General features: G+C 67.5%; 19 protein-coding genes and 1 pseudogene. 4 read left to right on the plus strand and 16 right to left on the minus strand.

Annotated features, from left to right (window positions below):
* Nucleotides 1-26: 26 nt before the first annotated feature.
* The 11 genes from KGQ19_RS12820 to KGQ19_RS12870 all read right to left on the minus strand — a co-directional run bounded on the left by KGQ19_RS12820 (nt 27) and on the right by KGQ19_RS12870 (nt 10,576).
* Nucleotides 27-1,076 carry a phosphotransferase enzyme family protein gene (locus KGQ19_RS12820; RefSeq protein WP_212009330.1) on the minus strand — a complete coding sequence of 350 codons (1,050 nt, stop codon included), beginning with the start codon at nt 1,074-1,076 and terminating at the stop codon, nt 27-29.
* Between the two features lie 36 nt (nt 1,077-1,112).
* Nucleotides 1,113-2,183, minus strand: a complete 1,071-nt coding sequence (locus KGQ19_RS12825; RefSeq protein ID WP_212009331.1) for a glycosyltransferase — start codon at nt 2,181-2,183, stop codon at nt 1,113-1,115.
* Nucleotides 2,180-2,971 (minus strand): apurinic/apyrimidinic endonuclease family protein, encoded by a 792-nt coding sequence (locus tag KGQ19_RS12830; RefSeq protein WP_212009332.1) that lies wholly within the window; start codon nt 2,969-2,971, stop codon nt 2,180-2,182. The genes KGQ19_RS12825 and KGQ19_RS12830 overlap by 4 nt, the downstream gene beginning before the upstream one ends.
* Nucleotides 2,968-3,873: an MDR/zinc-dependent alcohol dehydrogenase-like family protein gene (locus KGQ19_RS12835; RefSeq protein WP_212009333.1), complete on the minus strand. Its 906-nt coding sequence runs from the start codon at nt 3,871-3,873 to the stop codon at nt 2,968-2,970. Before KGQ19_RS12835 ends, KGQ19_RS12830 begins: the two co-directional genes overlap by 4 nt.
* Entirely contained in the window at nt 3,870-4,583 is a 714-nt protein-coding gene (locus KGQ19_RS12840; RefSeq protein ID WP_212009334.1) for an HAD family hydrolase, read from the minus strand. The genes KGQ19_RS12835 and KGQ19_RS12840 overlap by 4 nt, the downstream gene beginning before the upstream one ends.
* A 2-nt stretch (nt 4,584-4,585) precedes the next feature.
* Nucleotides 4,586-5,287 (minus strand): phosphoenolpyruvate carboxykinase (ATP), encoded by a 702-nt coding sequence (locus KGQ19_RS12845; RefSeq protein WP_212009335.1) that lies wholly within the window; start codon nt 5,285-5,287, stop codon nt 4,586-4,588.
* On the minus strand, nt 5,284-6,375 hold the full coding sequence (locus KGQ19_RS12850) for a phosphoenolpyruvate carboxykinase (ATP) (RefSeq protein WP_212009336.1): 1,092 nt from the start codon (nt 6,373-6,375) through the stop codon (nt 5,284-5,286). The genes KGQ19_RS12845 and KGQ19_RS12850 overlap by 4 nt, the downstream gene beginning before the upstream one ends.
* A gap of 54 nt (nt 6,376-6,429) precedes the next feature.
* Nucleotides 6,430-6,825, minus strand: coding sequence for a hypothetical protein (locus KGQ19_RS12855; protein ID WP_212009337.1), 396 nt, complete (start codon nt 6,823-6,825; stop codon nt 6,430-6,432).
* 275 nt (nt 6,826-7,100) lie between these two features.
* Nucleotides 7,101-8,648, minus strand: a complete 1,548-nt coding sequence (locus tag KGQ19_RS12860) for an amino acid permease (RefSeq protein ID WP_212009338.1) — start codon at nt 8,646-8,648, stop codon at nt 7,101-7,103.
* Nucleotides 8,649-8,735: 87 nt separating this feature from the next.
* Nucleotides 8,736-9,881 carry a hypothetical protein gene (locus tag KGQ19_RS12865; protein ID WP_212009339.1) on the minus strand — a complete coding sequence of 382 codons (1,146 nt, stop codon included), beginning with the start codon at nt 9,879-9,881 and terminating at the stop codon, nt 8,736-8,738.
* The gene (locus tag KGQ19_RS12870) at nt 9,878-10,576 is read right to left on the minus strand and encodes an ATP-binding protein (protein WP_212009340.1); all 699 of its coding nucleotides are present in this window, start codon (nt 10,574-10,576) and stop codon (nt 9,878-9,880) included. Before KGQ19_RS12870 ends, KGQ19_RS12865 begins: the two co-directional genes overlap by 4 nt.
* Before the next feature lie 163 nt (nt 10,577-10,739).
* On the opposite strand from KGQ19_RS12870, the gene KGQ19_RS12875 reads away from it, so the two are divergent.
* Nucleotides 10,740-12,083, plus strand: coding sequence for an NsdA family TPR-like regulatory protein (locus KGQ19_RS12875; RefSeq protein WP_212009341.1), 1,344 nt, complete (start codon nt 10,740-10,742; stop codon nt 12,081-12,083).
* An 89-nt stretch (nt 12,084-12,172) separates the two neighbouring features.
* Here the strand turns inward: KGQ19_RS12875 and KGQ19_RS12880 are convergent, their stop codons facing one another.
* The 3 genes from KGQ19_RS12880 to KGQ19_RS12890 all read right to left on the minus strand — a co-directional run bounded on the left by KGQ19_RS12880 (nt 12,173) and on the right by KGQ19_RS12890 (nt 15,082).
* The gene (locus KGQ19_RS12880; protein ID WP_212009342.1) at nt 12,173-12,793 is read right to left on the minus strand and encodes an HAD-IA family hydrolase; all 621 of its coding nucleotides are present in this window, start codon (nt 12,791-12,793) and stop codon (nt 12,173-12,175) included.
* Nucleotides 12,794-12,802: 9 nt separating this feature from the next.
* Nucleotides 12,803-13,942, minus strand: coding sequence for a hypothetical protein (locus KGQ19_RS12885; protein ID WP_212009343.1), 1,140 nt, complete (start codon nt 13,940-13,942; stop codon nt 12,803-12,805).
* A gap of 186 nt (nt 13,943-14,128) precedes the next feature.
* Entirely contained in the window at nt 14,129-15,082 is a 954-nt protein-coding gene (locus KGQ19_RS12890; RefSeq protein ID WP_212009344.1) for an integrase core domain-containing protein, read from the minus strand.
* Nucleotides 15,083-15,341: 259 nt separating this feature from the next.
* On the opposite strand from KGQ19_RS12890, the gene KGQ19_RS12895 reads away from it, so the two are divergent.
* Nucleotides 15,342-15,995, plus strand: coding sequence for a winged helix-turn-helix domain-containing protein (locus KGQ19_RS12895; protein ID WP_212009345.1), 654 nt, complete (start codon nt 15,342-15,344; stop codon nt 15,993-15,995).
* Nucleotides 15,988-17,253, plus strand: coding sequence for an MFS transporter (locus KGQ19_RS12900; RefSeq protein ID WP_268907808.1), 1,266 nt, complete (start codon nt 15,988-15,990; stop codon nt 17,251-17,253). Before KGQ19_RS12895 ends, KGQ19_RS12900 begins: the two co-directional genes overlap by 8 nt.
* Before the next feature lie 203 nt (nt 17,254-17,456).
* Here KGQ19_RS12900 and KGQ19_RS12905 read toward each other — a convergent pair whose 3' ends face one another.
* Nucleotides 17,457-18,683 (minus strand): IS701 family transposase, encoded by a 1,227-nt coding sequence (locus KGQ19_RS12905; protein WP_438801864.1) that lies wholly within the window; start codon nt 18,681-18,683, stop codon nt 17,457-17,459.
* 391 nt (nt 18,684-19,074) lie between these two features.
* Here KGQ19_RS12905 and KGQ19_RS50990 point away from each other — a divergent pair, with 391 nt between their 5' ends.
* A complete protein-coding gene (locus KGQ19_RS50990; RefSeq protein ID WP_212009347.1) occupies nt 19,075-20,310 on the plus strand; it encodes an IS110 family RNA-guided transposase in 1,236 nt (411 codons plus the stop codon).
* A 105-nt stretch (nt 20,311-20,415) separates the two neighbouring features.
* On the opposite strand, the pseudogene KGQ19_RS12915 reads toward KGQ19_RS50990, so the two are convergent.
* A pseudogene (locus KGQ19_RS12915) lies at nt 20,416-21,998 on the minus strand (ISL3 family transposase).
* Nucleotides 21,999-23,069 lie beyond the last annotated feature (1,071 nt).

Consider the following 23,069-nt stretch of genomic DNA (forward strand, 5'->3'; position numbering starts at 1 on the left):
GGGCTCGTCAGTACCGTCGGCTGCCTTCAGGCGCGCAGGGTCTTCTCCAAGTCGCTCAGGCGGTCGAGCAGCGTGGTCGCGGCGTGATGGCGCGACAGCCAGAACGCGTCGAGCTCGGTTTGCAGCAGACCCGGCTTGAGGTAGTGGTTCTTCACGCCGTACAGGCTGGTGAGCAGCTGGAGGAGCGCGACGCGGGCGCTGTAGGCGATTCCGTCCGGCGCAACGTGCGGGTTGGCGTCCCGGTAGGCGGCGATCAGCTCGGTGGCGTCGGCGTCCCACGCGTCCGAGTGGACGACCGTGTTCGGGTAGTAGGCGACTCGGCCGAGCTCGTAGGCGATAAAGAACGGGTCCGGCGGGCGGAAGTCGATGACCGCTGCCACCTGCTCGCCGGAGAGCATGATGTTCATCGGGGAGTAGTCGCCGTGCAGGACCTGTGTGGTCAACTGCGGCAGCTCGGCGAGCAGAGCGGGGATGCGGTCGACCTGGTCGCGTCGTTCGCGCAGCGTGCGCCTGGCCTCCTCGTCGAACTCGTCGAGCTCGTCCTTGTCCTCGATGATGCCGAGCAGGCGATCGATGGTGCCGGTGAACTCCGGTGCGTCGAAGGTAAGCCAGGGCTTGACCTGCGGGGCCGGGCCGCTGCTCTCGGGCAGCGTGGCGAAGGTGCGGTGGATCTGGCCGAGCGTGTGTCCGACGGCGTGCAGCTGCTGCCGGTTGTATCCGGTCTCGATGATTTCGCCGTCGACGTATTCCCACACCGAGGCGGCGGTGCCCTCGTGCGTGGCGATGAACGTGCCGTCGGGAAGGGCCAGCGGCCGGGCGATGGGGATGCCAGCCTGGGCGGCGAGGGCTGACAAGCGGATACCGCCGGCCTCTCCGTCAAGATCGGTTCCGGGCGTGTACGCCTTCACGAACAGGCGGCCGGCTTCGGTGACGGCCCGGTAGTTGACGCTGCCGGCGCCGACCGGGATGCGGTCGAGCTCGGTGGCAGTCAGGCCGAAGCCAGCCTCCAGCAGCTGCTGCACGGCGGAGGGAGCCGTGGGGTCGTTGGCGGGCGCGGAGGTGGGTGTCGGGGTCATGGACTCATCCTTCTCTGACGGAGTGTGTTGGCTCGGTCACGGTAGCGATCTTCCGGTGCGCGAGGCTAAGCCGCTGGCCACAGTGGTGTACGCGGCTGCGATGCCGGGCCACCGGTCGCCCCTGGCGGTGGCAGCCGGTTGCGGACTGGGGCTCCGGTCGAGTTGGGCCAGGCTGTCGGCCAGCTCCCCGGCGTCCTCGTAGAGCGTGCGCGGATGCCCTTCGGTCAGCTCGCGGATGCTGGGGAGGTCGGGCGCGAGAACCGGAGTACCGAAGCCGACGGCCATCGCGACGCTGGAGGGGTGCAGCACGCGGCGGAAGAACGAGAACGCCCCGTCGGTGCGGTAGGGGGCGACCAGCGCGGCGGCGCGACTGCACAGGTAGCGGGCCGTGCCCGGCGGGACCGGTTCAGCGTGCAGCAGGATTCTGCCGTCCGAGCGTGCGGCCAGCTCACCCAGTTCGCGGGCGGTGGCCGGATCGGACGGGCGTCCCGCGATCACCAAGTGGGCGCTGCGGGTCTGGTCGAGGAAGGTGCCCGCCACCTGCGGCAGCCCCTTGTAGTCGGCGAGGTTGCCGAGGGCGAGCAGCCCTGTGAGCGCGGAGGCCAGAAAGTCGGCCAAAAGGCGGATCTGCGGAGACGGGAATTGGTCTGGGATGGCGTCCAGGCCGGCGGTGCCCGCCGTGACGACCGCGCCGCGCGCTCTCCTCGCAGCGAGGTACGCGGCGTCCGCCGCGGTGTGTGTGATCACGGTGTCAGCGCGGGAGAGCAGATGTTCGGCCACCTGCCGGTCGATGTCGCTCATCCCGTCGGTGTAGATCGGGTAGAGGTTGTGGACCGTCCACACCAGACGCCATCCATCGGCTTGGAGTGCGTCGAGACTCGCCAAGAGCCGGTGTGCTCGCTCGGAGTCGGGCCGGCGGTCCGGCCCGTGGTAGAGGCGGGCGAGGCGGTGGAGGTTGACCACTCCCGGCTCCGGGCTGTCAGGGGTCGGGAGCTCCGGTGAGAACCGCAGGTCGAGGTACGGGGAGAGCGCTGCGTCGAACTGCTGGAAGTACGGGCTCGGCCAGCGCGGGTAGTCCGTGATCACGGTCCATGCAGGACGCTTCATGATTCTCCCTGCGCCCGCGGTGTCGCAACGAGGCCGCGCCACCACGCGCATGCGGCGGTGTACCGCTGGAGGCACGCCTGAGCGCTACGCAGCTGGCCCGTCCACTCGAACCCGATCTCCAGTTGGCCGCTGGCGCAGGCCGCCCGCGCCAGGACGGTGTGCCCAGTCGCTCCCAGGCCACTACCGTCGTCGCTCAGGTGCAGCACGTCGGACAAGGCGATCACCCTGTCCGCGAGTCCGCGCGCGTCTGCTGGAGAGTGCGACGCGAGTCCTGCGGCGGCTTGGGCAGTGTCGGCCAGCAGGCGGATGCGGGGATCGCTGGATGCCAGGGCTTCCAGGCTGTTCAGGCCGGGCGCGGTCCACCACGAGTGGTGGTGCGGTTCGATCAGCAGGCTGATATCTCCCCCGGGCAGGAGGGGGGCGTGACCGATGACTGTGGCCGGCTTGTCCGCCAGGACCCGGACCCGGCCGACGCCGAGGACGGCCGCTGAATCGGCCATACGGTCAAGTGCGGCCCGCGCGGCTGAGCGCGTGCGGGGCTCGGCCGAGGTGAGTTCCGCCAGGGTCACATCGCTGGTCACCACAGTGATCGGGCACAGTGCCCGTGCGGTCTCGCGCCAGTGTTCCAGCTCGCGCCGGCTGCGTTCGAGCACTCCGTGGCCCCGGGCCCCTCCGCGCAAGTGCAGGAAGGGGATCTGCACGCTTGCGGCCCAGGCCAGCAGTTCGGGCATGGTCAGGCCCTTGATGCCGATGCTGTAGAGCCCGACGGGCGATTCTGCGTCGGTCATCGGGCCCACTCCACGATGGTGATAGGACGAGTACCGCGTCCGGGCCCGCCTTCGGCCAGATGCCGGTAATAGTCAACGAGCTGGTCTTCGCATAGGCGGTCACACCAGCGGTCGGGCAAGTCGCCGCCGAACGCGGACGTCAGCCACGCGAGAACGGCAGAGTACTGGCGTTGATACGTGTCGTGGTCGTAGCCCGACAGCTCGTGCATGCCGATGATCGCGACGCTCTGGCGGTGCACGTGCAGCGTGGACACGACGGAGTCTGGATCGGGTGTCCCGAGCAGACCGAAGGTGCCGCCGGGCGCCACTGCGGCAAGCCCCGGCTCTATTCTGCCCGTCACATCGATCACGACGCGCGCGGAACCTGCGGGCACGGACCGAGTGGGCTGTGCACCGAGGTCGCGTGCGAAGGGGACGTCGCTGCGGTCGGTCAGGAGGGTCAGGTTTTCCGTTCCGCGCCGCAGCAGCTCCAGGCAGCAGCCGAGGGCGACCGGTCCCGATCCCGCGACGAGGGCGGTCGACGGCGTTGTGAAGGTGTCGTGGCTCAAGCCCAGGGCTGCGATCAGCTGGAAGCGTGCGGCGGCGAGGAGGGCGAGCGACGTGCCGGCAGGAACGGTCAGCGCTCGGGGGTGGTTGGGCTGGACCCAGGCGCCGTGCGGCGCCGGGACGAGCAGCAGCTCCCCGGTGACGGGCCCGGAGGTGATGTTCATGTAGCCGGCGGGCTGGGGTTCGCCGTGAACACTATTGCGCAGACGGCGCAGCTCCGTCCCGGGGCTTATCACACTGGCGCACGCTGCCAGCGCGCCGGCCGGTGGCCGGCTTGGCGGACGAAGGCACGGTTCGCCATCGGCGAACACGACCCGTTCCCCGCCGCTCTCCTGCGCGATGTGCGTGGCCGTCATCGCCTCGCTGCTTCCCAGAGAGCAGGCAGATCGGCGAAGTACGGCAGCCCGGACTCTTCGCCCTGGGGGTCGTGCTCCCAGACCGGGGCGACCAGCAATGCCTGCATGCCGAAGCTGCGCGGCGGGCCGATGTCCTTGTCCGCTGTGTCCCCGACGAACAACACCTCGGCGGCCGGGCAACCGGCCGCGTCCAGGACGGCGCGGTAGAAGTCGGGATGCGGCTTGAGCACGCCGATGTCGGTGGACAGGACCAGGGCGTGGAAGGCGTCGCCGATCCCGGCCTCCCGCAGGGTCCGGGCGCGCGCTGACAACGACCAGCGGGTGTTGCTGGCCAACACCAGCCGCACGCCGCGCTCTGCGAGATCGCGCACGGCCTTCGCGGCGGCCTCGTCGATCCGCGCGTCGGGAAGGTGCTCGAACACGCGCTCGGACCACAGCTTTTCGCCCGGCAGGATGCACTCGGCACGGTCGGCGGCGTCGTGCATGATCTCCACGAAGGGCGTCTGGTGCAGGTTCGCGCGGTCGCGCGCCCGTGCGGCCTTCATCGCCTGGTCGAGAGCTGCGGCGAAGGCGTCGGGGACGCTCCATCCCGAGCACTGCGCCAGAGCGGCGACGAACGCGGTGCCGTCGGCCTTTTCATCGCCGCGGCCCGCGAGCGTCCCTCCGAAGTCGACCGCGATGCAGCCGACCGGAAAAGAGATGCTGGTCATGCCTATTCCTCCGTAAGTTCCAGATCGATCGCTTCGGCGATGGCGTCTGCGGTGCCGTATGCCTCGCGGACCGGCTGCAATCGTGCTGCCGACCGCACCAGTCTCATTCGCTCTGCGGCCAGTTCCGGGCATTCCATGCTGCGCAGCGGCGCGGCGGACGGGTCCGTGAGTACGCGGTCGAGCAGATAGCCGCTGGCGCGCCACCACACCGACAGCGAGGTGTGTTCGTCGAGGTCCGCCACGTGTGCCGACGGTCCGGCCCCGGAGTCCACGGTGACGTTCATGGCAAGGCGGGCGCGGATCGCCTCGGTGCCCACTGCGACCCACGGCACGCGGGCGGTCGCGTCGATCCGGGTTGCCGGGCGGGGCACAGCGTTGGCCGACGCTTGAGCGAGTCCATGTGCCGCTGGGGAGCTGGGTCGCAGCAGGAACCGGCGTGACCCGCCGACCAACGTGTTGCGACCGGCCAGCATCAGTGCGACGTCGCCAGCAACAGCGCGCCAGCCACGGGCTGCCAGCGCCAGGCCGGTCACGCTTTTGCCCGCTCCGTAGCCGCCGAACAGCAGCACGCCCTCTGTGCCGCGCGCCATCGCCACCGCGTGGACGCTCAGGACGCCCGCCGCGACGCCGCGGCAGTGTTCTTGGGCGCGGTGCACCCGCAGCGCGTCGCCCGTCCGGTCGCCAGGCGCGAAGTCCGTGATCACGAGATCCGCTCCGCGTCGAGCAGGCTGCGAAGTTGTGGCCAGATCAGCTCCGCCGTGCCAGTCGTCACATGCTCGATCGCGAACCGAAGCACAGGCAGGTGCCCCAGGAACGCTGCCACTGTGCGGGAATCAGGTGCGTGCCGCTCGGCTGCCGCCGGCCCGACCAGTCCGAGCAGATCCGTCATGAACGCCAGATGCCCGTCATCGGCTGTCAACAGCCCGAGATCCGCGCCTTCGCCGTCACGTTCCAGCAGCACCACAGCTGCGACCCGTCCAGACCCTTCACGGGAGATGCCGTAGGCCGCGCAGTACTCGGCAGGGCTCGCCAGCCACCGCTCCCGGTGCCAGGTCGGCGAGACGTGCCGACGGTCGAGATCGCTGTCGTCGGGCGCTCCCGCCAGTTCCAGTGGCACGCTCACCCTGGTCGGCCAGCCGATCGCCTCGATGCTTCGGTCGGCACCCGGGGCGACGAACACCAGGTCATCGCCGAGGAAACTCGCGCCCAGTTCCCGGCACAGCACATGCGCCAGGCTCGACTTGCCCGCGCCGGGCGCGCCACCGAGCAGTACCACGCGCCCGCCGAACGAGACCGCCGCTGCATGCAGCAGAAGCCAGCCATCCGTCAGCAACGCCCCGCCGAAATATGCCCGGACCAGCCAGTCCACCCACCGCGCGGCGTGAGTGGCACCCGCTGGAACCAGCACGCGAGTCGAGCGCGTGTCCCGGTCTACCGTGATCGTTGCAAGCGCGTCCTGCGGCCGGTACTGGCCGACCGCGACTGTGGAACCCGCCGCGCTCACCGTCCTCTCCAACCGAGGCCAGCCGTAGTCTCCGAGCAGGACGGACCAGGTCGCTGGCATCACCGGGGCGGCTTCGACAGCCATCGGCTCCACGAAGACGGCCCAGTCGGCTGTTCCCTCCACTGGCATCGACTGAGCGGGAGGGCACATCCACGTGCACGCGCCCTGCACCGCCTTGAGGGGCGTTCCAGTCAGTTTCACCCGTCGCCCGGCAACGGATAGGACGAACTCCAGCGTCGGACTCATGCTGTCGTCCACGTTGCCGGAGACTTGCTTCGGCGCGTCCACGACAATCCCCTCCGTTTCAGAATTGCTGGGCGTTTTCATTCGTGCAGCTCAGCGTCAGCTCGTGGCAGTGATCGTCGCGTTCACGTCGCTGGCCGCAGCCTGGCCGGCACCAGCCGACTGCTCCCGTGCCTGCTGATCGTGCTTCTCGCGAGTCAGGCGTCGCCACGCCAAGACGGCCCTGCGCCGGGACATCGGGGAGTCTCCGGAGAAGATGCGCAGGAACAGCTCCCGCTCTGGGATCAGGAGGCTCAGCACCTCGGCCCGCGCGGCGGTGACCTCCGGAGTCGGCAGGTCGCCTTGCTCCTCCGATTCCCGAGCGCGCCACTCGCGAGCGCTCGCCAGCCGTTCTTCAAGAGAACGCGGCTCGAAGCCACGGTGGAGAGGAGCGAAGGCGCCGTCGCAGGCGCGCAGGCGCCGACGCTTGTACCTCAATCTGCCTGACCGGTGCATTAGCCGTCTCCTCCTTGGTGACGTACGGCGGTCGTGGTGTCGGTTGTGGTGCTAGGGGGCGCGCCGCCCCGCCGGGGTCGGAGGCAGGGGCGGGGCGGCGCGTGCGCGCCGCGAGGGAGGTCCCAAGGGCGCGCCCGGAGTCCGGGTCGGCGCGGTGCCGGGGGGAGCCGCGCCGAACGACCCGGACTGGCTCAGAGCGCCGGAGCGCCAGATCTCACCGTGCTCGTGCGGATGTAGGAGGGTACTGCGACATCCGTCCGGTTGCTGCCCGGCTGCTACAGGTCGGCTTCGAGCGCGGCCAGCTCCTCGGCGGTGATGTGCTGCTGGGGACCTTCGTAGGTGCCGCGGCCGAAGAGCATGTACCCGAGCAGGACCAGCACGACCAGGGCGAGGACGCCCGGCAGCGCCCAGTTCATCGTGGTCCAGTGCATGTAGTCGCGGGCCACTGGCAGGCCGGCGGCGATCGAGGCGAGCACGATCGAGCCAACGGCGGTCCAGCCGACGAGCTTGGGGTGCTTGAGCTGGAGGTCACCGGGGGTGAACCTGCTGGGATGGATCAGGCGCAGGAAGGTCGGGATCACGTACACGAGGAATAGGGCAATGGCGGCGTAGGCGGTGATGCCGTAGAACCAGGGCAGCCCGAAGGCGCCGGGGACGCAGAACGCCGCTGATCCCAAGGTCATCGCCCACACCGCCCGCAGCGGGACCCGGGTGTTGGTGGTGAAGTGGTGCAGGTAGCCGTTGAAGATCAGGGCGTTCTCGCGGGCCGCGCCGACCACCATCCGCGATCCCGCGTCCACGCACGAGATCGTGCACATCATCTGGCCGATCAGAATCCACACGAGCAGGAAGACCGCCAGGGGCCCGTTGAGCGCGTCCAGGATGATCTGCGCTGGGACCGCTGGGAAGGCGGTGCCCAGTTCCGCGTTGAGGTTCTGCACGCCGAACGACAGGGAGATCAGCAGCATCAGGCCGCCGACGAAGGACCACTCGACCGCGCGGGTCATCGCCTTGGGCGCTACCCGGCTGGCGCCCAGCGTCTCGTCTGCCTTGTGTCCGTTGGCATCGAACCCGGTGAAGGTCAGGAGGGGCACGACCGCGCCGAGCGCGACGACGTAGATCGGGCTGTGCCAGTCGGTGTTGTTGGCGTAGTGGAAGAAGACGAACTTCGCGGACTGGTGGGTGTGGGCGAAGGCGATCAGGCAGAAGGAGATGACCACGGCCCCGCCCATGTGCACCCACATCGAGGTGCGGTTGATCCGCGCGACGAAGTCGACGGCGAAGGAGTTCAAGATCCCGGCGACCGCCATGATGGCCAGGGAGATGGCCAGGTCCTGTACGAGAGTGTCGGAGAACCCTGTTTCCACCGCGAGCAGGCGGCCGAGGAAGAGCGCGGCGCTGAACGCGGCGAAGGCCGTGCCGGCGAAGTCGCCGGTCAGGTTGAGCCACGCGACCAACCAGCTGGCCGGGCGCCCGTGCTTCTTGGCCAGCGCGGCGGTCCAGAAGAACGGGCCGCCCAGGGTTGGGAAGGCGCTACAGATCTCGCCCATCGCTCGGGCCACGCACCAGATCGGTATGAACAAGGCGACCCAGGTCCAGATCATGACTGCGGGTCCGCCGGCTGCGGCGCCCTGTCCGTACAGGCCCAGAGTCCCGGTGAGGAACGAGATGATCGACACGCTCAGCGCCGTGGCGGAGTCCAGGTTCAGGCGGCGGCGGGTCTCCCGCTTCGTCTTCGTGCGCCGGGCCAGGTAGAGATCGTCTTGTCTCTCCGTGAGCCTGGGGCTCTGCGCGGTCCGCGACTGCGCGGCGGTGTCCGACATGGGGTCATGCCCTTCATGAATACGTGGGTGGAAGCAGGTCGGGTAGTGCATGGGGCCGAGCCGCGAGGGCTCGGAGTCGAGGGGCGGTCAGCGCGGTAGTGAACTGGGCGGGACGTGACAGTCCAGGCAGGTTTTCGTCAGCACGGCACCGGGATCTCCGTCGTGTTTCCACGGATCGGTGGTGGCGTGAGGGATCATCCAGGTCAGCACGAGCCGGGCAGTCGAGTACTCGCGCACCTGATGCAGGTAGTAGGCAAGGAACGACAGATCAGACAGCGGCATGTACGGCGGCTGGGAGCCGTTCTGGAACCACGTATTGGCCAACTTGACAGCGTCAGCCCGCAACGCCAGGCGCCAGCGCTCCTCCATCGCAGGCAGGCGCTCCCGCAGATATTGCTCGCGGCTGTTCTTTCCGTGCGTGTGCAGGTGGTTGCGTAGCCGCATTTCCTCAGCCGCGTTCGGGAACGGATCGCGGGCCGGCGCGTGCATCAATCGCAGCAGCTTGAGCGGAGATCCTGCGGGGGCGCTGTCGGAAGCCCACACCGCCATCTGCTCGCGGGCCGTGGCGTCCATCTCGTCCGTGGACGGGATAGGGGTCGAGTCCGGGGTCCACAGCGCGGCGGTGTACGGCCCGGAGCATCGGGGAATCAGGCGGTGCATCGCCTCCCGGTTGTGCGGGTCTCGGCGAAAGATCTCCGCGAAGAGCGGCCAGGGGCCGGAAACGGGCAACCCATCGGGTGCGTCCGTCGTCAGACGCAGTGCGGGCAACGGAACGCCCGTCTCGCCGAGGCTCAGCAGCGTGACCCAAGGCGTCGGATCGGGATCGGCAGCCCACACCGCATTGCGACACGCCTCCACAGCCCGTGCCGCCAGCTTCGACGCGCTCGGCTTGTTCGCACGAGCGGCGTGGATTGCCCGTACCGCCAACACCCGGGCATGAAGTAGCAGCGCGTCAGAGTTCTTGGGTTCATCCGAAAGCCACTGTTCGTCGATGTGCAGATGCCGCCGCACGATCACCGCGGCCAAGACGCTCGTGCAGTACGCCCGCCGGTCGCGGTCGAAAGAGGTTCGCACCGAGGCCAGCAGCTCCCGCGTGCTTCCCAGGTATCCACCAGTCGTCAGATCGCTGATAGCCCGAGCAAGCTGCACATCGCGCCCGGCAGGACCCCACAACCAAGCCGGCGCAGCGGGCTGCGGACCCACGTTCGTCATGGACGCCACGGCCGCGCTCACCGGCCCTCCGCCATCGGGACCGCAGCGCCGGAGGTCGGGGCGGGTGACGCTTCAGCAGGCACCTCGGCCCCCTGCGCAGCCGCGACGGCGGCCAGGAGCAGCCGCCAGCATTCTGAGCACAGGTGCGCAGCAGGGTCGTCATCTCGCAGTGCCTGCTCCCACCCGTCGCGCTCCTCGATCAGCCAGGAGCACGCCGACGGCTGGGCTCCGTGCACGCTGGAGCAATCGCACTGGCAAACCCGACGGCGCAGCTCATCGGAGACGGGAGTCCAGGCTGTCACCGTGTAGCCGCCCGGTACGCGCACATCAGTGAGCCGCGCACCCAGGCCCCTCACGAGTTCGAGCCCTCGGCCGAAGCCTTCGCGGGACGGCGCGATCTGGTTCGCCGGGCGCACGGCACCACTGCCGGCGTCGGTGACCGCGATCCCCAACCACCGCCGACTGTCTTCGACGCACTCGTGGATCGCCACATGCACCTGCTCCGAACCGCCTACCGCGTGGTGCAGGATCGCATTAGTGAACAGCTCACTGACATATACCGAGGCAGCGAACGCCCCATCGTCGCTCATGCCGAGCTGCGGCAGCACCTCGGTGACGTCTGCTCGGGCGTTCGGGCAGGAGTCCTCGGATGCCGAGTACCGGCGGCCGAAGCACACTGAGACTGGGGCGACCGCCTCCACCTCAACAACCTGCATCACAACCTCCTCGTCCCCGAGCTCGGTGACGACGGCCGGGCACGGAATGGCCCTGATTTGCCGTCATCGATAGACAACCAGTGCTCGCCCGAGCCGCTATGGTGATGGGGGGTAGCAAACGGTAGTGAAAACGCCCCGCAACGTGATCACGGGAAGTGGTGCCATGGCCGAGAACGAAGCGCTCATCGCCTGGATCGGGCGCACCGGCTGGAGCCGTGCGGAGCTGGCCCGTCAGGTGTGCGCCCGCGCTCACGCAGGCGGACATCGCCAAATCGCGTGCGATGCCAACAATGTGCGGCGCTGGATCGCCGGCAGCCAGCCACGTCCGCCGGTACCGGAAATCCTCGCCACGGTGATCAGCGACCGTGTCGGAGTCCGGGTCACGCCGGCCGAGCTCGGTTACGGCGATGCCCCCACGCGAGATCGCGCACTGGTGTACGACCCCTCGTTTGCGGCTACCGTGGATGCCATCACCGACCTCGGGAGAGCCGACATGGATCGACGCAGCATATGGAAGTCCGCGGTCTTCGCCGCCGCAGCCTCCGTCGTCCCCTCCCGAGAGTGGCTGCTGTCCACGCTGACGGCGGACCCGCGGCGGCGAGTCGGTCAGGGTGAAGTGATCTCGGTCAGGAACATGTTCGCCGTGTTCCAGGAGATGGACGTGATGCAGGGCGGAGGCTCCGCCCGGCTCGCGCTGGCCGCGTACATGAACGAGCACGTCTACCCGCTGCTGCGTGCGCCCAAGTCCGCGGCCGTCAACGATTCCCTGCTTCGCGCGAGCGCCGAACAGAGCTACCTGCTGGGCTGGATGGCGTACGACAACGGAGAACACGCTCTCGCGCAGCGCTATCTCATCCAGGCTCTGCGACTGGCCCAAGAATCGACCGACGCACCGCTCGGCGCGCACATCCTCGCCGGGATGGCCGACCAGGCAACGCTGATGGGCAATCCCGCAGAAGGCGTCCGCCTCGCCCAGACCGGTCGGCTCGGGCTGCGAGGTGCCGAATCGCCTGCATGCCTGGCCGACCTGTATGCCCTGGAAGCTCGCGGCCACGCCGCCATGGGTGACGCGCCGGCCGCCGTCGCTGCCATCGGACGCTCTCGGGAAGCCTTCGCCGATGTCGACTACGCCGTCGAGCCGGAGTGGGCCCGCTTCATCGACTCGGCATACCTCAACGGCGAATACGCCACCGCGATGCGCGATGTCGCCCGACCTACCGACGCAGCCTTCTATGCCCGTGAATCCATCAGGGCAGCCAGCGCCCAGAAGCGCGCTCGTCGCGGCGCCATGTCGCAGGCGGTGCTCGCGTCTGCGCACCTTCAGGACCGCAACCTCGAAGCCGCGCACTCGGCCGGCGTGCGAACCATTGAACTCGCGGGCAAGGTGAAGTCCAGCCGGACCCTCGACTCGATCAAGGATCTGCGCACTCGCATGGGAGCAGCCGGGAACCACCGGCTCGTCGCCGACTACAACAGCCGGGTCCACGAGCTCCTGCGTGCGGTCTGAGCCGCCCAGCGGCGGACGACCGAGAATCGGTTAGCCCGCCACTCTGACGCACGTGTAGTGAAAGAGTTCATGGCGGAGGCGGACCAGGGCTAGGAGTCGAGTCCGAGAAGTCCGCGCATCTTGGGTGCCGCAATATGCTCGTCAAGTGCGTGAATGACGGTCATTCCCAGCGCTTCGGCCGGCGGCAGATTCTCTTCCGTGTCGTCGGCGAAGACACATTCAGACGCAGGGACTCCTAGCAGGCTCACCGTGTGTTCGAAGATTGCTGGATTCGGCTTTCGCTGGCCCAAATCCGTGGACAGAACGACTGCGTCAAAGAGGTTCCACAGGTCGTATGGACTATACGGATCAAAGGGCTCGCGTCCAAGGCTGTTGGAGATGACTGCCGTGCGAATTCCAGCCCTTCTCGCGTCGCGCACGACCCCGAGGACCTGCTGCGCCGGGAGAAGATCCAGCAGCACCCTTTCCATCAGGCCGTCCGCATTGACCTTGAGCAGCTTCGCGAAGCCCGCATTCCAGTCGGCCTGCTCGATCTCGCCGAGTTCGAGCCGCCGGTACAGGTCGGCGCCCTCCGCGCTCGCCCACGCACGCAGGAACCATCCAGGACGCATCCGCTCCCTGAGTTCGAACAGGTCGATCGCCTCGACCATGTTTGAGGTGCAGACCCCGAAGAAGTCCAGCAGCAGACCCGAGTACCGGCGTTCTCCCATGCTCCAACCCTAACGCGGCGAGGCATCTCGCAGGCCTTCGCTGCCATCAATGGCGTCCGGTGTTCGCGGCTCCGTACTCGCGAGGTTCCATGGGACCTTGATGTCCAGGACTGTAGGAATGCCCAGCTGCTTAATGGTGTAGATCCCGAGAGCAGACGCCAGGCTTGTCAGGAAGACCCGCGCTTCGATGTCCGCTCCGAACGACCGAACCGCCTCGTGAACTGCTGTAAGCAGTACGGCCAGGCTGATGTGCGCCCCCCACACCCAACGCAGGCTGCGCCTGTCGCGCACTGCTTGCGGAGCCAGGTCGACGTCTTCCAGAAGCTCGGGGTCAACCAGGTGGAGGGAGCTTATCTGCCTTGGGGATGCGGTCTGGCGCTGGATCAGTGAAGCGAGCAACGAGGCGAGCGACAGCTCGTCTGCGGCGAGTTCTCCGAACGCCCTCCTGTTTACAAGAGCATTGATGTTCGCGATGAGCTGTTTGGCGTGACCTGTAGCATCCCGCTGCTGGAGTCGCGCATCTTTGGGAATCCTGGCGGTAGCGAGCTTTTCGATGGCCCGGCACAGGTTGGTCGACACCTGGGTCAGTTTGTGGGCTATGGTCTCGTCCGGTTCGTCCTCAACGTTGTCGTGCTCGCCCCCTGGCATCATGAGTTCCACACAGCGCACTGCGAGCTCGGCCACCTGATCGCGACGCCTGGACCGATCAATGCCGATCATGTCGACGACGAACAGCCAGATGGACCCGAACATCACGACATCCGCCCACCCAGCGTGGGCCAGCAACCGGACCGCCACCGCACCGAGAAATGGCGGGAGCCACACCGCTCCAGCGCCGACGCGGGCCAGGTCGCGCCGCGTCAACGCCTTCGTCACGTTCTTGGTCGCTGGCAGGTAGGGCTTAGGAACCTTCATCTCGATGAGGCGATCCCGCGTGGCCCGCGCGGTCCGATTCGCGTTCCGATAGACCCAGCGCTGTAGAGGACGCAGGTACCGGGGCCATGAAGCCTTGCGGATGCGTAGCCTCGCGAAGCACTGTGTCACCATTGCTGCGGCGGCGATATACACGATCAGAATGCCGGCGACCTCGTTGCCCCAGTCCCCATGCGCTCCTGCGGCATCCGAAGCCGCAGCTACGTACATCTCCACACTTGCCCCCCCTCGACGTGGCCAAACGCCGCATCCGGCTCAGGCGATGCTGCCAGAGCCGACCGACAGCGGGCCAGACCGAGCCGCGTCTAGCGCACCAGGCTGCTCGTGGCCGCGATCAGGTCGTCCGCAGCCACGCCTTCCTGTCCTACTCCAAAACCCGGCCATAGGGTCTGACCTGGGGTTTTAAGCTGCTATTCGATACTCGTTGATCAAGCCTCCGAGTCGTTTTCGACGACGGATCTCGTTGATAGGCACTGGCCTCGGGATCACGTTGGATCGATCGTCCGGGGCGCGCAGCGCCATGCCGTGGCCTTGGTGGGACCGGCCGGCGTTGTAGTGCTCGATGTACTCGCCCAGGACCCGACGCAGATGGTGCTGCCCGACGATGAGGAGCCGGTCGCAGCATTCGCGGCGGATCGAGCCGATCAGCCGCTCGACGTAGGCGTTCATTCTCGGCGTCTGCGGCGCGGTCGGCAAGATCTCGATGCCGATGGCGGTGAACACGGCGTCGAAGGACTCGGTGAATTTCGCATCCCGGTCCCGGATCAGCCTGGTGAAGCGGTGGCCGGCCTGTTCCAGATCGGCGGCGAGTTCCCGGGCGACCTGAGTGGCCCAGGCGCCGGTCGGGTGGTCGGTGACACCCAACAGATAGGCCCGGCGGCTGCCGATCTCGATGACGACCGCCGCATACAGCCGTTTCAACAACACTGTGTCGACGTGCAGGAAGTCGATGGCCAGGATCGTCTCTGCTTGGGCGCGCAGGAACGTTCGCCAGGTGTCGTCACGCCGGTCCGGCGGCGGGATCCTGCGCGAGGGCAGGATTCGACGGATTGTGGAGGCGCCGATGCGGTGACCGAGCCGGCGAAGCTCGCCTTGGATCCGCACCGTACCCCAGCTCGGGTTCTCAGTCGAGAGCCGGACGATCAGGGCCACCATGTCGTCCAGGGTCGGGGGACGGCCAGGCGGCTTGGGCTGGCGCCACTTGTTCGCGATCAGCCGACGATGCCACCGTAGTAACGTGCCGGGGGTCACCATCCGGTGTGCCCGAAGCGCCTTCGGTAGGACCCTGGCCAGCGCAGATAGCAGCGCCCGGTCGTGCCAGTCGATACGCGGCTTCGGGTTGGTCCGGCGCAGCACCGCGACCTCCTGCCGGAGAATAAGTAACTCCGCATCCTTCGATGCCGAGGACCCGGGCCAACAACACCAGCCAACCGAGCACGGCCACGAAGATCCGATACAGCAGACGGACAGCCACGAAGCATGATCCTCCCAGACGCCCCGTCCCAGGTCACCCCTGATCGCCGAGTATTGGCGTAGGACAGCCTCCGGCGCGGTACTTCACTGCAATTTGCGCGATGCTGTTGCCAAGCGTCTGTCGAGAGAAGACTATTGAGAGGTGTCTCTCGACGATACCTCACAGAATGACGCGTTGACAGAACCGGCGCCTGTGCTTTCGCCGCAGGGGTTGCTTGAAGTCGACGACCCCGTAGCTCTCCGTGCTCTAACCCATCCCGTGCGTATCGCAGTGCTCGAGGCCCTGACGACGAAGGGCCCACTGACAGCTACGGAAGCCGGTGAAACCATCGGCGCGTCAGCGACGACATGCTCCTTTCACCTACGTCAGCTGGCGAAATATGGGTTCGTTGAGGAGGCCGGGCACGGGCCTGGCCGTCGCCGGCCCTGGCGTCTCACGCACTTGGGCATCTCCTATTCCCAAGCTGCCGACGATCCCAGGACGGCCGAGGCTGCCAAGCGATTGGCGGGACTGGTCATGGGCCAGTCACTGGTACGGCTGCGAACCTGGATGGAGACCAGGGACAAATTCCCACCCACCTGGCAGAAGGCGGCCGACACCACCACGGCGGTCCTGTTCGCGACACCTGACGAACTCAAAGCACTCAACAACGAGTTGCTGGCCGTCGTGATGCGCTACCGCGCGGCATTGACCGATCCGGACCGGCGGGCGCCGAATGTGCTGCCGGTGGAAGTAGTCGTCGTCGGCTACCCCATCGAGCGCCATCCTGACACGTCGGGGGCCGAAGATGCGTGAGCTTCTAAGGATCCGCAGCGCGAGGCTGTACCTATCCGGGCAGGCACTCTCCATGTTCGGCGACAACGCCTTGTGGATCGCGGCAGCGGTGTGGGTCAAGAGCCTCACCGGCAGTACCTCGATGACCGGTCTCCTCATCCTCACTATGGCCGCACCGCAGTTGCTCGGCCCGCTCGCCGGAGTCCTCGTCGACCGCTTCCGGCGCAGGACCGTACTGATTGTCGCCAACTGTTTGTGCGCCGCGACGGTTCTGTCGCTGCTTCTCGTGGACGGCCACCGGCTATGGTTGATCTTCTTGGTTATGGGCGTTCTTGGCGCGGCCTCGACAGTGCTGAGCTCAGGGGGCTCGGCGCTGCTCGCGACTATCCTGCCCGACGACCTACTGCCCACGGGCAACAGCGTTCTGCGCGGAACCAGGGAGGGGCTGCGCCTCATAGCGCCGCTGACCGGGGCGAGCCTGTTCGCGGCTTTCGGCTCCAGCGCTGTCGTCATCCTTGACGGGGCTACGTTCGTGGCTGCGGGAGGAACTCTCGTCGTCATGAGAGTGCACGAGAGCCCGGGGGTAAAGAGCGACCGGCGGTGGCGCACGGAGGCTGCCGCTGGGGCCAGGCACATAGCCAGAACCGCTGCGTTGCGGCAGATCGTTCTCTCGTACGGGCTCTCGTCGATAACCTTGGGCCTGAGTGAAGGCGTGCTGTACGCGGTCGTCGACGACGGGCTTCATCGGCCCCCTGACTTTGTCGGCGTTCTCACTGTCGCCATGGGAGCCGGGGGAATACTCGGCAGTTTGGTGGCGCCGACGGTCATCCGTCGGTTGGGCGAGACGGAACTGACCGCCGGCGGCATGCTGATCTTGTGCCTCGGGCTTCCCCTGCAAGCCGCCCCCTGGCTTCCGTCGGTTCTTGTCGGCGAGCTGGCGTTCGGGGTGAGCTTGCCGTGCATCACCATCGGGGTGTTCAGCCTATTGCAGCGATCGACCCCTAACCACCTGCAGGGCCGTGTCTACTCGGCCTGCGAGATGCTTAACGGGATCCCGCAGATCACGGCGATCGGGGTGGGGGCCATGCTGCTCGCGGTGGTGGACTACCGCATTCTGCTGGCCCTCATGACGGCCAATGTCGCCCTGGCCGCGGCGTATCTGCTCACCCGGCGGCCGCAGCAGGCGGGGCAGGCACATCTGCCGACGCAACACGGTCACGATCCGGCGCCCGCGCCACTGCTGGCAACTGCTGAGGATACTGAAGGACGTGCGTGTTGACGTCAGTTCGATAGATCCCACCTAGTACTCCAGCAGCGGTTCGGTGTTTCCGCTGGTGGCAGGCCCCGTACTGATTGTAGTGCGGGGCCTGTGTCCGTCGTCGCATCCTGCGGTGCGGCGGCGGTAGTGGCAGGCCCGGGACACCGCTTGCCGTCGTCGTCGCCAGGTCGACCAGGCCAGGACGTGCCGCACGGGTTCGTGGATCAGCGGAGGGGTGAGAGCAGCCATGAGCCGCCGGATCTCTGCCACAGACAAGGCGATGACATGGGGCTGAATATCAGCGAAGCCCCCTTTTCGGCCGCGTCGGCGGCCTGGGCCGCCAGGAACGCGTGGGCGAGCATCGCCAAGGTGACGTGCCGATACCAGCCTGGATAGCGTCTGACCTCGTACTCGTCCATGCCGCAGTTGTTTTTCGCGGACTGGAAGCATTCCTCGACCGCCCAGCGCGCCCCGGCGACCCGGACCAGCTCGGCGACCGGGGTGCTGGCTGGTGCGCAGGCCAGGTAGTAGGCGATCTCCTTGTCCGGGTCCAGGCTGCGGCGGGCCAGGATCCAGCGGTGATGCGTGGGCTCCTCGCCGTCGAAGTCCGGGACCGCCGGCAGCCGGGCGGCCGCCCAGTCGTAGACGCGGGGCCCCTTCGCTCCGTCGCCGCAGGACATCCGCTCCCAGGCCGGTTCCGGGGCGTCGGCGAACACCGCGTCGATCCGCCAGATCCCGCCGTCTGCCCGGACCTGCTGGGATTTCGGGACCGCGACCACGTAGCCGACGCCGTGGATCTCGCACATCCGCCGGAACTTGAAGTCGGCACCGTAGGCCTCGTCGGCGGAGACCCAGCCCACCGGCATCCCGGCCGCCAGCACCCGGGTCACCATCGTCCTGGCGATGTCCGGCTTGGTCGCGAAGACGCGCTGCTCGGGGATCCGCGCGGCCCGACACCGATCCGGGTGATCGGTCCAGGACTTCGGCAGGTAGAGCTCGCGATCGACCAGCGCCCGACCACGGCGCGACGCGTAGGCGGCGAACACCCCGATCTGACAGTTGTCGATCTTCCCCGAGGTGCCGGTATATTGCAGAGAAACCCCCGCTGACGTGCGGCCCTTCTTGATGAAGCCGGTGTCGTCCACGATTAGGACGCCGTCCGGTTCGCCGAGGCGTTCGGCCACGAAGTCCCGCACATCGTCCCGGACCTCATCAGCATCCCACCGGGCCGCGGCCAGCAGCCGCCGCAGTCCGTCCGGCGTGCCGTGCCCGGCGTACTCAGCCAGCTGCCAGCCGTTCTTCCTCCCGACCGGCCCCAGCAGGCCTTTCACGTAGTCCCGCATCCGGTAGCGGGTCTCCCGCCGGAAGAACCGGTCCCCGACCCGCACCAGCAACGCATCCAGCTGCTCCGACCACGATTCGGCCTGCTCAAGGCCCTCGACTATCGCCATGACCTGGCCAACGAATATCAGAGCACGAAGTCACGCAAGCAGCGGACCGCCGCCGCACCGCAGGATGCGACGACGGACACAGGCCCCGCACTACAATCAGTACGAGGCCTGCCACCAGCGGAAACACCGAACCGCTGCTGGAGTACTAGTCATCCCGGCTCGTTGCCGTGCCGCTGGGTCGGCGCGAAAATGATGCGTGCGGGTGCCGTCCGCGGTGATGCCGATCTGTTCTTGGGTTGATATCCCGTGGCCTAGTCCGGCCTGGCCGCCGGTGAGGGGTTGTGTCCTGTCGCCTTGAGCACGCCGGTCAGAGTCGGCGTTCCCCTGTGGCGGCCGTGCGGACGGCGCCTGCGCGGTGTCGCTGGGGAGCGCGGATTGGGAGGGAGTCCCGATGGACGAGCATGCCGAAGTGGTGGTGCTGGAACAGGCCGTCGAGCAGGTGGCTCGGGTTGCGGCGATCGACATTGCCAAAGCCAGCGCGATGGTGTGCACCAGGGTGCCCAGCCAGAAGAACCCTGATCGGCGGGTGCAGAAGACGTTCCCGGTGAAGGCGACCACCAACGCGATCGCCGAGCTGGCCGACCACCTGGTGTGTCAGAGCATCGAGCTGGTGGTGATGGAGGCGACCTCGGACTACTGGGGGCCCTTCTTCTACCAGCTGGAGGCCAGGGGGCTGAAGGTGCGGCTGGTCAACGCCCGGGATGTGAAGAACGTGCCGGGCCGGCCCAAAACCGACAAGCTGGATGCGATCTGGCTGGCCAAACTGGCCGAGCGCGGGATGCTGCGGCCGTCGTTCGTGCCCGGCAAGCCGGTCCGGCAGCTACGCGGACTCACCCGGCTGCGGACCGCCCTGACCGAGGACCGCTCCCGCTACCGCAACCGGATCGAGAAGGTCCTGGAGGACGCCTGTTTGAAGGTGACCGACAAGACCGATGGCGCCTCGGACCTGTTCGGGGTCTCCGGCCGGGCGATGCTGGACGCCCTGATCGCCGGCGAACGCAACCCGCGGACGCTGGCCGAACTGGCCCAAGGCCGGATGCGCGCCAAGATCCCCAAGCTGGTCGAGGCCGTGACCGGACACTTCGAGGACCACCACGCATACCTGATCGGGATGCTGCTGGACGACCACGACCGGCTGACCGCACAGATCCAGGAGCTGACCGCCCGGATCGAAGCCGTGATCGCCGAGTTGGACCCGACACCCCCGCCCGATCCCGACCACCCGACCCGCATGCCGCTGCTCGACCGGCTCGATGAGATCCCCGGAGTCGGCCGGGACACCGCAGCGGCGATCATCGCCAAGACGAAGATCGACGGCTCGACCGCACGCACGGTTGCCCGAATATGCCGGGCCGATCTGATCGTCATCGATGACATCGGCATGCTCCCCGTCGCTGCGGAAGCCGCCGAGGCGTTCTACCGGATCATCGACGCCGCCTACGAGCGTCGCTCGATCGCCGTGACCTCGAACATCCACCCCAGTGGCTTCGATTCGATCATGCCGAAGACCATCGCCACCGCAGCAGTCGATCGCCTGCTCCACCACGCACATCTAGTGCTGACCAGCGGCGACTCACACCGGCTGGCCCAGGCTCTCGCCGGCAAGGGGGTGGTCCCGCTGAACTGACCACCGACGGGAGCTCCACAGCCCGCCCACCGAGACTTCGGTGGGCACACACCTGGATTTCCGAGGTTCTGGCGCTGATCTTGTGATCGGCCGCGTCCGTGATCTTCAGGCGTAGATCACCCGCTTGCGGAGCAGATCGAACTTCGCGCGGCCATACATCTGGCGTTTCAGCATCTTGATACGGTTGACGTGGCCTTCGACGGCACCGGAGCTGAACGGCAGGGTCAGGCCGGCGGTGACGGCGGCGTGGTCTTGGACGATGCCCCTGGTGAACGGGATCAGGTCGGGCAGCTCGGCGATGCGGACCTCGGGATCCAGGCGTTGAGTAGGTGTCCGTCGAGGTTGACCATCATTTTGGCGAAGTCTGTGACTAGCCCGGACAGGTCGTCCAGTTCCGGGCAGCGGGCCAGGATGCCTTTGAGTCGCTGTTGCTCGTCGGCGGATAGGCCCTCGGGGTGGCGGGTCAGCCAGCCGGTGGCGTCCCGGACCGTCGGCGGCACCGGGACGGCCGGGATCTTCGCGGCCTGTTTGCGGTAGGGCGCCAGGAACCGGCGCACGGTGCGGTCGGTGGCCTCATAGCCCAGGTCGCGCAGCTCGGCGGTGATGACGACGGCATCGGTGATCCCGGCGTTCCAGCGCTCGATGACGTAGGGCTTGAAGTCGTCCAGCACGCTGGGCCGGGTGACACCGCCCATGAGCTGGGACGGGTTGTCGGCGTCGGCGTAGCGGCGGACGGTCTTGGCGTCCCAGCCGAGCTTGCGCTGGATCTTCGTCAGGGTGGCGCCCTCATCCAGCAGTTCGTGGACCATGCGGTGCCGTTCGATGGTGCGGATAGCCAGAGGCGAGGTGGTCGCTTCGGTCGCTGCCAGGTCCAACGTCGCCGGTGCGGCGGGCTCCGCGACCGGTTCGCGCAGGCAGCCGCGGTGCCGGGCGACCGTCGTCTCCACGGCCTCGCACAAGTTGTTCCACAAGTGCCAGCGATCAGCTACCTGGAGTGCGTCGGGGGCGCCGAGTCGGGCGGCCTCGGCGTAGGCGCCGGCCCGGTCGCGGCAGATCACCTCGACGCCGGGATGCGCGAGTAGCCACGCCGCGACCGGGCCCGCGGTGCGCTCGGGCAGCAGCTCGACCGGTCGACGCGTGGTCATGTCGATCAGTACCGTGCCGTAGACGTGGCCCTTGCGCAGGGCGAAGTCGTCGATCCCGAGGACCTGCGGCCCGGTCGCCGACTGGCTCTCGGGCAGCGCGCGGACCCGCCGCAGCAGGGTGTGCCTGCTCACCGCGATACCGAGCTTCGCAGACAGCCGCGCTCCAGCCCGGCCGGCCAGCGCCAAGCCGATCGCGTCGAACTCGTCGAGCAGTAGCGGCGTGAACCGGGAGTGCGGGCTGGTCAGCCCCGGTATCTGCTCGGCGAACGTGACAGCCTGGCAAGCCGGGTCCTGGCAGCGGAACCGCCGTACCGTCAGACGGATCACAACGCCGACGCCGCCGATCGCGACGTCCCGCAGCTTGCCCACGTACCGGCCATGGACGCGGCCCGCGGCATCGCCGCAGTTCGGACATGCCGCCGAGTTGCTACGGGCGCGAGCGCCCAGCACTACCGACCCGACGCCGCGCTCGATCTGCTCGACGATGACGCCGGCAAGGTGCGGCAGGAGTTCATAAGAACACTGTGATAGGCACCGCGCGATCCTCGCAGTGACCAGGCAAGATCACGAACCCGGCCAGTCACAAGATCAGCGCCAGAACCATTTCCGATGTCCGCCGACCTCGCCTTCCGACATCCGCCCAACAAGGACACTTCGTGGCCGTTGACACCACAGCGGCCAGGTAGGCCAGGTTCGCCGGGCAGCCACCCGTTAACCAAGCGCACCATCACATGAAACGGCGTGGGGCCGATCTCCATCTGCATCCCCGCTGACTTGCCTCGGCCGGCTGGTCCGTGAACTGCGAGTCGAGCAGAGCTGGTGGTATGCCGCCCGCCCACCACCAGCCGCGCGAAATCACGCGAGCCGGTGGTTCGAATCGAATGCCGCGCTACCGACTGCACGGCCGGCTAGGACGTCGTCCGATCTCCGCGGGAACGCGACTATGTCGCGTTCATTCTTGGCAGATACCTCCTCACGGCGCGACGCGGCGGGCCCGGCCCGGCCGAGGGCGGCCGGCCTGGGCCGCGCCTGAACTTCCTCGCGAAAGTGCGGATCGTGGCTGGATACCAACATCGTCGCCCGTCGACAAGCACATCTGGAGACGGGAATCGGTCCCGGTAGATGAGCTTGTACACAGCATCGGGCGTAGTGCCGAGGATCCTGGACGCACCAGAAACCCCGACAAGGGTGCCTTCCTGCATCATCCCCCTGCCGTCGATAGACCTCTCGATAGCACTTTCGACAGTAGTCGCGACAGGCATCGTGTCAACCCGCCCCCGGGTCGACAGGGCAAGTGCTGCGCATCCAGGCAGGTCTGATTCGTGCTCTGACATCTGCTCGACATCGACTGTGCTTCGACCGCCTCCACTACCGCGGTGATGGGTGGCCGGCAGGGCCGGCCAAGTATCGGCTTGCGACGGTGTCCTCGCTCGTGTTGCTTGGCCGAATGACTGCTGGCGCCGTGTGCAGCGCGTGGCGCCTGACCGGACCACCATCTGCGTAGACGCCATTTAATTGTCCAATTCATTGGAGCGGGTCCGAGCAATTGGACAATTGAATTTATTTCGCAGACTATTGACTCATCCCTCGATCCTCTGGTTCCGTATTACTCGG

The sequence above is a fragment of the Catenulispora pinistramenti genome, from assembly GCF_018274385.1.
GTDB lineage: Bacteria > Actinomycetota > Actinomycetes > Streptomycetales > Catenulisporaceae > Catenulispora > Catenulispora pinistramenti.